Genomic DNA, 10,561 nt, shown 5'->3' with positions numbered 1-10,561 from the left:
ACCTCCCGGACCAGCGCGGCCACGGTCGCGGCGTGCCGCGGGTCGCGGCTGCCGTGGGCGATCAGCAGCAGGGCGGGCCTCGGCGCCGCCCGCACCGGCCGCCTCACTGGCCGGAGGCCAGCAGGCCGCGGTTGCGCAGCACCCGGCGCTCGACCGGGGTGAACACCAGCAGCTCGATGGCGATGCCGACGAACAGGATGAGGAGGATGCCGAGCAGGACCCCGGACATGTCGGAGAACTCGCGCTGGTCCTCCAGGAACCGGCCCAGGCCGCGGCCGAGGTCGGGGGAGGAGGCGACCAGTTCGGCGGCCATCAGCGAGCGCCAGGAGAACGCCCAGCCCTGCTTGAGCCCGGCCAGGTAGCCGGGCAGCGCGGCCGGGATGAGCACGTGCCGGGCGCCGGTGAGGCCGGTGGCGCCGATGGTGCGTCCGGCCCGCAGGAACAGCGGCGGCACCTGGTCGATGCCGGCGACCAGCCCGTTGGCGATGGAGGGGACGGCGCCGAGCAGGATCACCGCGTACATCATCGAGTCGTTGATGCCGAGCCAGATGACGGCGGCGGGCACCCAGGCCACCGAGGGCAGCGACTGCAGGCCCTGGAGCACCGGGCCGATCGCGGTGCGCACCGGCTTGACCCGGGCGACCACCAGGCCGATCGGGGTGCCGATGACGACGGCGAGCAGGAAGCCGGACAGGCCGCGCCACACGCTGGTCCAGATGATCGAGAACAGCGTGCCCTGGTACCAGAGGTCCTCCAGGGAGTGCCAGACGTCGGCGGGGCTGGGCAGCTTGTACGAGGAGGTGAGGTGCAGGCTGTACGCGCCCTGCCACAGCGCCAGCACCACCAGCACGCCGATCAGCGGCGGCAGGGCCTTGCCGCGCAGCACCTCGCCGAGCGAACTGCGCTGGGCGGCGACGGAGTCGAGGGCGTCCAGGCCGGCGCCGACGTCGGCGCTGTCGGACGCGCCGCCGGGGGTGGTGTGCTCCCGGACGGGGGCGGTGTCAGTGCTGGCCATGGCGACGGATCTCCCCACGCAGTTCTTCGGTGATCTCGATGGACAGGTCGGCCACGCCCGCGGACTCGATGCGGCGCGGCTGCGGCAGGTCGATCCGCCACTCGCGGGCGACCCGGCCGGGCCGGGAGGAGAGCAGGACGACGCGCTGGGCCAGCCGCACGGCCTCGCGCACGTTGTGGGTGACGAACAGGACGGACAGCTGCCGTTCGGCCCAGATCCGGGTGATCTCGTCGTGCAGGACGTCGCGGGTGATGGCGTCGAGGGCGGCGAACGGCTCGTCCATCAGCAGCACCTTGCTGCCCTGGGCGAGGGCGCGGGCCATCGCGACGCGCTGGCGCATGCCGCCGGACAGCTCGTGCACCCGCTTGCCGTACGCGCCGTTCAGGCGGACGAGTTCGAGCAGCCGCTCGGCCTCGGCGCGGCGCTCGGGGCGGGGGACGCCGGCCAGCTTGAGGGCGAGTTCGACGTTCCTGCCGGCGGTGAGCCAGGGGAACAGCGCGTGTTCCTGGAACATCAGGGCGGGGCGGCCGCCGGGCACCTCGATGCCGCCGCGGGTGGGCTCGTCGAGGCCGGCGACCAGGTTGAGCAGGGTGGACTTGCCGCAGCCGGAGGCGCCGAGGAGGGTGACGAACTCGCCGGGCGCGACGTCGAGGGTGATGTCGTCGAGCACATGGGTCTGGGCGCCGGGGCGGCCGAAGGACTTGTGGACGTGCGAGATCCGGACGGCGGGCGCGCCGCCGGGGGCGTCGGCGCCGGGGGCGTCCGCCGAGGTGGTCAGTGCCGGGGTCATCCGGGCACCTCCTGCGTGTGGTCTGGGGGCTGGCGAGGCGAGTCGGAGCCGGGGTCCGGGCCCCGTCCGCGCCGGTGGGCATCGATCGGGGATCGACCGGGCGGGCGGGGCCGGACCGCGGAGTTACTTGGTGCCGAGTCCGGCGTCCGCCACGGGCGCCTGGCCCTTGGCCGCGAGGACCTTGTTCAGCAGGGTGAGGTCGTAGATGCCGTTCAGGCTGGCCCCCGCGCCAGCGGAACTCGATCTGGGCAGCTTGAGCAGCCCGGCGGTCACGGCGTGGTCGGCCTCGGCCTGCAGGGTGTTCGCCAGCGGGTCGTCCAGGAAGTCGATGTCCGCCCAGGCCGGGTCGAGGACCCCCGGCTCCAGCGCGTTGCCGGCCTCCTTCTTGATCGCCTCGTTGGCGTCGGCCTTGGCCTTGTCGGGGTCGGCCTTGATGAAGGCGTTGGTGTCCACCGAGCCGCGCAGCACGGCCTCCACCACGTCCGGGTGCTCCTTGAGGAACTTCTGCGAGACGATGATGTTGGTGATCACGAACTTCTTGTCCGGCCAGACGTCCTTCTCGTTGAGCAGGACCTTCGCGCCGAGCGTGACCAGCTTGGAGGCGGTGGGCTCGGGCACCCAGGCGCCGTCGATGGAGCCGGACTTGTAGGCGTCGGGGGTGACCTTGTTGTCGGTGCGCACCACCGACACGTCGCCCGCGCCGGACGCCGCGTCCACCTTGTAGCCCTTGCCCGCCAGGTAGTTGAGCAGCGCCACGTCCTGGGTGTTGCCCAGCTGCGGGGTGGCGATCTTCTTGCCCCTGAGGTCGTCCAGCGAGCCGATCTTGTCCGGGTTGACCACCAGCTTGACCCCGCCGGAGGCCGAACCGCCGATGATCTTCAGCGACTGGCCGTTCGACTTGGTGTAGCCGTTGATCGCGGGGGAGGGGCCGATCCAGCCGATGTCGATGGAGCCCGCGTTGAGCGCCTCGATCTCGGCCGGGCCCGCGTTGAAGATCTGGGTCCTGACCTGGGTGGCGCCCAACTGCTTCTGGAAGATGCCCTCCTGGAGGCCGACCAGCGGGGTGCCGTGGGTCAGGTTGGCGAAGTAGCCGATCTTCACCGTGTCCGCGGACAGCTTGGCGCCCGAGGCCCCGACGGTGGCGGCCGCGTTGGCCTTGCCGTCGGACTTGTCCGCCGTGGAGCCGTAGCCGCAGGCCGACAGCAGGGCCACGGCGGTCAGGCCGGCGACGGCGGCCGCGGCGGAGCGTCTGAACCGCCCGGCGCCGGGGCGGACGGAGGTATGGGAGGAGAGCGGGTTCGGTGCCATGGTGTGGGTCCTGTTCACGGACGGACCGTCAGGAAGCGGTCCCGGGCGGACGGTTGGAAGGTGGTGCGCGCGGCATCGGGTGCCGGGGCAAGCCGGGCGGCTGGGGGGAAGGCAGCCCGGTGACGGGGCGGTCTCAGCCCCGTCGGCCCGCACATCGGGTCAAGCCGCCCTGGCCGCTGCCGAGGACGCCGCTGCCGATGCGGCCGCCTTCCTTGTCCATGCCCGAGAACGCCTCGCTGGGCATCAGACCCAGTCCTCCTCGTCGGGTGCGCCGGGTGCGTCGTCGACGCGTACGGTCGCGAAGGCCTCGCCCGCCATGCCGGCGGTGAGGGTGGTGCCGTCGGCCGGGTCGATCAGCAGGAAGGATCCGGTGCGACGGTTGTCGGTGTAGTCGTCGAGGGCCAGCGGCTCGGCGGTGCGCAGCTTGACGTGGCCGATGTCGTTGACGTTCAACCCCTCGGCGCCGCTGCGCTGTTCGAGGGTGTCGCCCGCCTTGGTCGGCAGGGCGATCCGGTAGGAGATCTCCTTGACCAGCGCGCGCACCGTGCGGGTGGTGTGCTTGAGCAGCACCTTGTCCCCGGCGCGCAGCGGCCGCTCGTTGAGGTGGCTGACGGTGGCCTCGATGTCCTTGGTGGGGGCGGGAGCCGCCCCGGCGGCGAGCAGGTCGCCGCGGGAGATGTCGAGGTCGTCGGCGAGCCGGACGGTGACCGACTGCGGGGCCCAGGCGAGGTCCGCCGGGCGGCCGAGCGCGTCGATCGCGGCGACGGTGCTGGTCAGGCCGGAGGGCAGCACCGTGACGGGGTCGCCGACCCGCAGCACCCCGGAGGCCAACTGGCCCGCGTAGCCGCGGTAGTCGGGGTGCTCGTCGGTCTGCGGGCGGATCACGTACTGGACCGGGAAGCGGGCCGGTTCGGCGCTCGGGTCGCTGCCGACCGGGACGGTCTCCAGGTGCTCCAGCAGGGTCGGGCCGCCGTACCAGTCCATGTGCGCGGACGGCTCGACGACGTTGTCCCCGGCGAGGGCGGAGATCGGGACGGCGAGGACGTCCTTGACGCCGAGTGAGGCGGCGTAGCCGGTGAACTCCTCGGCGATGGCGGCGAACACGGGCTCGGCGTAGCCGACCAGGTCCATCTTGTTGACGGCCAGCACGATGTGCGGCACCCGCAGCAGCGCGGCGACGGCGGCGTGCCGGCGGGTCTGCTCGACCACGCCGTTGCGGGCGTCGACCAGGACGACGGCGAGTTCGGCGGTGGAGGCGCCGGTCACCATGTTGCGGGTGTACTGCACGTGCCCGGGGGTGTCGGCGAGGATGAACCGCCGTCGGGGGGTGGCGAAGTAGCGGTAGGCGACGTCGATGGTGATGCCCTGCTCGCGTTCGGCGCGCAGGCCGTCGGTGAGCAGCGCGAGGTCCGGCGCCTCCTGGCCGCGGCTGCGCGAGGCGTGCTCGACGGCCTCCAGCTGGTCGGCGAGCACCGACTTGGAGTCGTGCAGCAGGCGGCCGACCAGGGTGGACTTGCCGTCGTCGACGGAGCCGGCGGTGGCGAAGCGCAGCAGGGAGGTGGCGCTGGTCTCGATGGTCGTGCTCATTAGAAGTACCCCTCGCGCTTGCGGTCTTCCATCGCGGCCTCGGACAGCTTGTCGTCGGCACGGGTGGCGCCGCGCTCGGTGAGGCGGCTGGCGGCGATCTCGGCGATCACCGCCTCGATGGTGGTGGCGTCGGAGTCGACGGCGCCGGTGCAGGACATGTCGCCGACGGTGCGGTAGCGGATCAGCCGCCGCTGGACGGGCTCGCTGTCCTTGGGACCGCCCCACTCGCCGGCGGTCAGCCACATGCCGCCCCGGGCGAAGACGTCCCGCTCGTGGGCGTAGTAGATCTCCGGCAGTTCGATGCCCTCGCGCGCGATGTACTGCCAGACGTCCAGCTCGGTCCAGTTGGACAGCGGGAACACCCGCACGTGCTCGCCGACCGCGTGCCGGCCGTTGTACAGCGACCACAGCTCGGGGCGCTGGCGGCGCGGGTCCCAGGCGCCGAACTCGTCGCGCAGCGAGAAGACGCGCTCCTTGGCGCGGGCCTTCTCCTCGTCCCGGCGGCCGCCGCCGAACACCGCGTCGAAGCGGTTGGACTCGATCGCGTCGAGCAGCGGGACGGTCTGCAGCGGGTTGCGGGTGCCGTCGGGGCGCTCGCGCAGCCGGCCGTCGTCGATGAAGTCCTGGACGTGGGCGACGTGCAGGCGCAGGTTGTGCTCGGCGACGACGCGGTCGCGGTAGGCGATCACCTCGGGGAAGTTGTGCCCGGTGTCGACGTGCAGCAGCGAGAAGGGCACCGGCGCGGGCGCGAAGGCCTTGAGCGCCAGGTGCAGCATCAGGATGGAGTCCTTGCCGCCGGAGAACAGGATCACCGGCCGCTCGAACTCCCCCGCGACCTCGCGGAAGATGTGCACCGACTCGGCCTCCAGCGCGTCCAGGTGGGACAGCGCGAAGGGGCCCCCTGAGTTCTCGCCGTGGGCTTCGGTGCGGCCCGGAACGTCGGTCGCGGTGGTCATGCGAGACCCCTCTCGGTCAGGAAGGCGTGCAGCTCGGCGGCGGACTCGGCGACCGCGCGGCCCCGCGTCTGGAGGCGCAGCTCCGGGGCTAGCGGGGCCTCGTACGGGTCGTCCACGCCGGTCAGGCCGGAGATCTCGCCGGCCGCCTGCTTCGCGTACAGGCCCTTGACGTCCCGTTCGGCGCACAGCTCGACCGGGGTGGCGACGTGGATCTCCAGGAACTCGGTGCCGGCCGCGGCGTGCCGCTCGCGCACCGCGGTGCGCGAGTCGGCGAACGGGGCGATCACCGGGGCGAGGACCTTGACGCCGTTGGCGGCCAGCTTCTCGGCGACGAAGCCGATCCGGGTGACGTTGGTGTGCCGGTCCTCGCGGGAGAAGCCGAGGCCCTTGGAGAGGAACTCGCGGATCTCGTCGCCGTCCAGGACCTCGACCTTGTGGCCCTCGGCGCGCAGCCGCTCGGCCAGCGCGAAGGCCAGGGTGGTCTTGCCCGCGCTCGGCAGCCCGGTCAGCCACACGGTGGCGCCGCGCTCGCAGGGGGCGGCCGCGCGGGCCGCCCCTGCGGCTCCGTCGGCGGCCAGGGTGTGAGCTGTCACGGGTTCTTTCCTTACGTGAGGGTGACGGGTGGTCAGAGGTGGATGCCGCACTCGGTCTTGCCGGAGCCCGACCAGCGGCCGGCCCGGGCGTCCTCGCCCTCGCCCGGCTTGCGGGTGCAGGACAGCGGGGAGCAGCCGATCGAGGTGTAGCCCTCCCACAGCAGCGGGTTGAGCAGCACGCCGTTCGCGGCGACGTAGGCGTCCACGTCCTCCTGCGTCCAGTGGGCGATCGGGGCGATCTTGACCTTGCGGCGCTTCGGGTCCCAGGCGACCACCGGGGTGTTCGCCCTGGTCGGCGACTCGTCGCGGCGCAGCCCGGTCGCCCAGGCGTCGTACCCGCCGAGGCCGCGGTTGAGCGGCTCGACCTTGCGCAGCGAGCAGCACAGGTCCGGGTCGCGGTCGTGCAGGCGGGGCCCGTGCTCGGCGTCCTGCTCGGCGACCGTCCTCAGCGGGGTGAGCGTGATGACGTTGACCGGCATGGTCGCGGCCACCGCGTCCCGGGTGCCGATGGTCTCCGGGAAGTGGTAGCCGGTGTCCAGGAACACCACGTCCACGCCGGGGAACACCGAGGAGGCGAGGTGGGCGACCACCGCGTCCTCCATCGAGGAGGTGACGCAGAACCGCCTGCCGAAGGTGTCGGCGGCCCAGCGCAGCACCTCCTGCGGCGTGGCCTCCTCCAGCTCGCGGCCGGCCCGCTCCGCCAGCTCGGCGTGGTCAGTCGTCGTGCGGCTCATGCGACGCACTCCCGTGGGTCGGTGACAGCAGGCCGAGGAACTTCAACTGGAAGGCGCGGCGGCACCCGTGGCACTCCCAGGCGCCGTGGCCGGCCTCGGACGGGTGCAGGTCCTCGTCCCCGCAGTACGGGCAGAAGAACGGTGCGGCTCGCTCACTCACGACAGCTGCTCCTCGCTGGCCCGGGCCGCCCACTGGGCGAAGCGCTCGCCCTCGGTGCGGTCGGCCTGGTAGCGGGTCAGCAGGCGCTCGACGTAGTCGGGCAGGCCGGCGCTGGTGACCTTGAGGCCGCGGACCTTGCGGCCGAAGCCGGCCTCCAGGCCGAGCGCGCCGCCCAGGTGCACCTGGTAGCCCTCGACCTGGTCGCCGTGCTCGTCGGTGACCAGCTGGCCCTTGAGGCCGATGTCGGCGACCTGGATGCGGGCGCAGGCGTTGGGGCAACCGTTGATGTTGATGGTCAGCGGCTCGGCGAAGTCCGGCAGGCGCTGCTCCAGTTCGTCGATCAGGGTGCGCCCGCGCTCCTTGGTCTCGACGATGGCGAGCTTGCAGTACTCGATGCCGGTGCAGGCCATGGTGCCGCGGCGGAACGGCGAGGGGGTGACCCGCAGGTCGAGCTCCTCCAGGCCGGCCACCACCGACTCCACGTGCTCCTCGGCGACGTCGAGGATGAGCATCTTCTGCTCGGTGGTGGTGCGCACCCGGTCGCTGCCGTGGGCGGCGGCGAGGTCGGCGATCCGGCCGAGCAGCTTGCCGTCGACCCGGCCGACCCGCGGGGCGAAGCCGATGTAGTACCGGCCGTCCTTCTGCTGCCGGACACCGACGTGGTCGCGCCAGCGGGCGACGGGCTCGGCGGGCGCGGGGCCGTCCAGGAGCCGGACCTTCAGGTACTCCTCCTCCAGCACCCGGCGGAACTTCTCCACGCCCCAGTCGGCGACCAGGAACTTCAGCCGGGCCCGGTTGCGCAGGCGCCGGTAGCCGTAGTCGCGGAAGATGCCGATCACGCCGCCGAAGACGTCGGGCACCTGCTCCAGCGGGACCCAGGCGCCCAGGCGCACGCCCAGCTTGGGGTTGGTGGACAGGCCGCCGCCGACCCACAGGTCGAAGCCCGGGCCGTGCTCGGGGTGGACCACGCCGACGAAGGAGACGTCGTTGATCTCGTGGGCGACGTCCAGCAGCGGGGAGCCGGAGATCGCGGACTTGAACTTGCGCGGCAGGTTGGAGAAGTCCGGGTTGCCGATGAAACGGCGCTGGATCTCCTCGATCGCCGGGGTGCCGTCGATGATCTCGTCCTGGGCGACGCCGGCCACCGGGGAGCCGAGGACGACGCGCGGGGTGTCGCCGCAGGCCTCGGTGGTGGACAGGCCGACGGCCTCCAGCTTCTGCCAGATCGCGGGGACGTCCTCGATCCGGATCCAGTGGAACTGGATGTTCTGCCGGTCGGTCAGGTCGGCGGTGCCGCGGGCGTACTGCTCGGAGACCTCGGAGATCGCCCGCAGCTGGGGGACGGTCAGCCGGCCGCCGTCGATCCGCACCCGGAGCATGAAGTACTCGGCGTCCAGCTCGTGCGGGTCGAGGATCGCGGTCTTGCCGCCGTCGATGCCCTCCTTGCGCTGGGTGTAGAGGCCCCACCAGCGCATCCGGCCGCGCAGGTCGGCGGGGTCGATCGAGGCGAAGCCCCGGTGCGCGTAGATCGTCTCAATACGTGTCCGCACATTGAGACCGTCGTCGTCCTTCTTGAACTGCTCGTTGGCGTTCAGGGGGGTGTAGTGGCCCATGCCCCACTGGCCCTCGCCGCGGTGGCGGGTCACCTTGCGAGCCGCGGCGGCTGCGCCGGTGCCACGCGCGGCGGTGCGGTCGGCCGTGGGCTCGGCGGTCTCGGGAGAGGTGGCCATGGTGAAGTCCTTCTGGGCAGGTGGCGCTGACGCCGGGTGGGTCGCGGGGCGTGCTCAGCCGTGCGGTGCTGCTGTGACCTGCGGGTTTCTCAGGGCCGGGAGAGCAGTGACCGGGCCGGGCGGGCGCCTGCGCATCCGCTCGTGCGGGGATGGCGGTGGAATCGGCGCCGGGTGCGGTGGTGCGGCGGGGTGGGGCTCAGATCACCGGACAGATGGCGCTGGACACGCGAAGCAGATCGACGTGGAGTCGACCAACCAGGGTGGTTCCGGCGCTAGACATGGCAAGAGATTGGCACGGCCCGGGACTCGCGGTCCACTAACATCCGCATACTGGACGCTGGAGTTTCGACAGATGGGACAACCGGGCGTCGCCGCCGGTCCCGGCCGGGCGTCCGTCGAGCGGCCCGCGGGGAGCCCCTACCCCCGCGGCACACCCGCCCGTACCCCCGCGGTACACGCGCCCGTACCCCCGCGGAGATCAACCGGATCGCCCCGGCCCGATACCGTTACCCCTGTGCAAGCAGCAGGCGATACGAGCAGACCGAACCCCGAACGGCCCTCCCGGCGCCGGGGCAAGGGCTCCCGGCGCGCGGCCAAACAGGCCGCCTGGCGCCGTACGGCGTGGGAGCTGGTCAGGGACACCACCAACACCTGCGTCGAGTACCGGGTCACCGGCCTCGCCGCCGAGGCGGCCTTCTTCACCCTGCTGTCCATCCCGCCGCTGCTGCTCGGCCTGGCCGCCACCCTCGGCTACCTCGACGAGTTCGTCGGCGCGGACGCCATCGAGCGGCTCAAGCACGACATCGTCTCGGCCTCCGGGACGGTCCTGTCGGACTCCTCCGTCAACGAGGTCGTCAAGCCGCTGCTCAGCCAGGTCTTCGACCACACCCGGCCCGACCTGATCTCGATCGGCTTCCTGCTGTCGCTGTGGTCCGGCTCCAGAGCCCTCTACATCTTCATCGACACCATCACCGTCATGTACGGGCTGGACGGCAAGCGCGGCATCGTCAAGACCCGGCTGCTGTCGCTCGGCCTCTACCTCGGCGCCCTGGTGATCGGCTCACTGGTGCTGCCGCTGCTGATGGCCGGGCCCGGACTGGTCGAGAACGCCGTCCCCGGCGCCGCCGGGCTCGTCGGCGCCGCCTACTGGCCGGTCGCGATCCTGCTGCTGATCGTCTCGCTGACCACCCTCTACCACCTCGCCGTGCCGGTCTCCACGCCCTGGCGCGAGGACCTCCCCGGCGCCCTGGTCGCCCTGGTGGTGCTGGTCTTCTGCAGCGTCGGTCTGCGGCTCTACCTGATCAGCTCGGTCGAGGGCCCCTCGGTGTACGGCTCGCTGGCCGCGCCGGTGGCCGTACTGCTGTGGATCTTCGTGGTCGCCCTCGCGGTGCTCATCGGCGCCGCCATGAACGCCGCCATAGACCGGCGCTGGCCCACCCTGGAGACCGCCGACGCCCGCGCCGAGAACGAGCGCGCCCAGGAGGAGGCCGCCGCCGCCGTGGTCCGCGAGGTCGCCGCCCGGCGGGCCGTCGAGCGGGCCCGGCGCGCCCGCGAGCTGGGACTGGCCGAGGGCCTGGAGGAGGAGTGGGGCGAGGAGGAGGTCGACGACGTCGACGCGCCCGCCGAGTACCCCGAGCGGTGGGCCGACGTGCTGGCCGCCGACAACGTGCGCGGGCGCCTCAGTGCCC

At 72.4% G+C, this 10,561-nt stretch carries 11 protein-coding genes; 1 reads left to right on the top strand and 10 read right to left on the bottom strand.

Annotation, left to right across the window (positions count from 1 at the left end):
- Positions 1-103: 103 nt before the first annotated feature.
- From BG452_RS21065 to BG452_RS47740, 10 genes are all read right to left on the bottom strand, one after another.
- Positions 104-1,015 carry an ABC transporter permease gene (locus tag BG452_RS21065; protein WP_188305893.1) on the bottom strand — a complete coding sequence of 304 codons (912 nt, stop codon included), beginning with the start codon at positions 1,013-1,015 and terminating at the stop codon, positions 104-106.
- The gene (locus tag BG452_RS21060) at positions 1,002-1,805 is read right to left on the bottom strand and encodes an ABC transporter ATP-binding protein (RefSeq protein ID WP_188305892.1); all 804 of its coding nucleotides are present in this window, start codon (positions 1,803-1,805) and stop codon (positions 1,002-1,004) included. Before BG452_RS21060 ends, BG452_RS21065 begins: the two co-directional genes overlap by 14 nt.
- 123 nt (positions 1,806-1,928) lie before the next feature.
- Complete coding sequence (locus tag BG452_RS21055) at positions 1,929-3,113, bottom strand: aliphatic sulfonate ABC transporter substrate-binding protein (RefSeq protein WP_188305895.1); 1,185 nt, start codon at positions 3,111-3,113, stop codon at positions 1,929-1,931.
- Positions 3,114-3,356: 243 nt separating this feature from the next.
- The gene (locus BG452_RS21050; RefSeq protein WP_188305891.1) at positions 3,357-4,700 is read right to left on the bottom strand and encodes a sulfate adenylyltransferase subunit 1; all 1,344 of its coding nucleotides are present in this window, start codon (positions 4,698-4,700) and stop codon (positions 3,357-3,359) included.
- Positions 4,700-5,656 carry a sulfate adenylyltransferase subunit CysD gene (gene cysD / locus BG452_RS21045; protein WP_188305890.1) on the bottom strand — a complete coding sequence of 319 codons (957 nt, stop codon included), beginning with the start codon at positions 5,654-5,656 and terminating at the stop codon, positions 4,700-4,702. The genes BG452_RS21050 and cysD overlap by 1 nt, the downstream gene beginning before the upstream one ends.
- A complete protein-coding gene (gene cysC, locus BG452_RS21040) occupies positions 5,653-6,234 on the bottom strand; it encodes an adenylyl-sulfate kinase (RefSeq protein ID WP_188305894.1) in 582 nt (193 codons plus the stop codon). Before cysC ends, cysD begins: the two co-directional genes overlap by 4 nt.
- A 47-nt stretch (positions 6,235-6,281) precedes the next feature.
- Positions 6,282-6,983: a phosphoadenylyl-sulfate reductase gene (locus BG452_RS21035; RefSeq protein ID WP_188305889.1), complete on the bottom strand. Its 702-nt coding sequence runs from the start codon at positions 6,981-6,983 to the stop codon at positions 6,282-6,284.
- Positions 6,964-7,143 (bottom strand): IS1 family transposase, encoded by a 180-nt coding sequence (locus BG452_RS21030; RefSeq protein WP_188305888.1) that lies wholly within the window; start codon positions 7,141-7,143, stop codon positions 6,964-6,966. The genes BG452_RS21035 and BG452_RS21030 overlap by 20 nt, the downstream gene beginning before the upstream one ends.
- Positions 7,140-8,873, bottom strand: coding sequence for a nitrite/sulfite reductase (locus BG452_RS21025; protein WP_188305887.1), 1,734 nt, complete (start codon positions 8,871-8,873; stop codon positions 7,140-7,142). Before BG452_RS21025 ends, BG452_RS21030 begins: the two co-directional genes overlap by 4 nt.
- A 196-nt stretch (positions 8,874-9,069) precedes the next feature.
- Entirely contained in the window at positions 9,070-9,153 is an 84-nt protein-coding gene (locus BG452_RS47740; protein ID WP_317621159.1) for a putative leader peptide, read from the bottom strand.
- 234 nt (positions 9,154-9,387) lie between these two features.
- On the opposite strand from BG452_RS47740, the gene BG452_RS21020 reads away from it, so the two are divergent.
- The coding region (locus BG452_RS21020) for a YihY/virulence factor BrkB family protein (protein ID WP_317621158.1) at positions 9,388-10,561 on the top strand (1,174 nt) is incomplete at its 3' end.

Source organism: Streptomyces sp. CBMA123 (genome assembly GCF_014596465.1).
Taxonomy (GTDB): Bacteria; Actinomycetota; Actinomycetes; order Streptomycetales; family Streptomycetaceae; genus Kitasatospora.
This window is presented reverse-complemented; position numbering and strand designations above follow the sequence as displayed.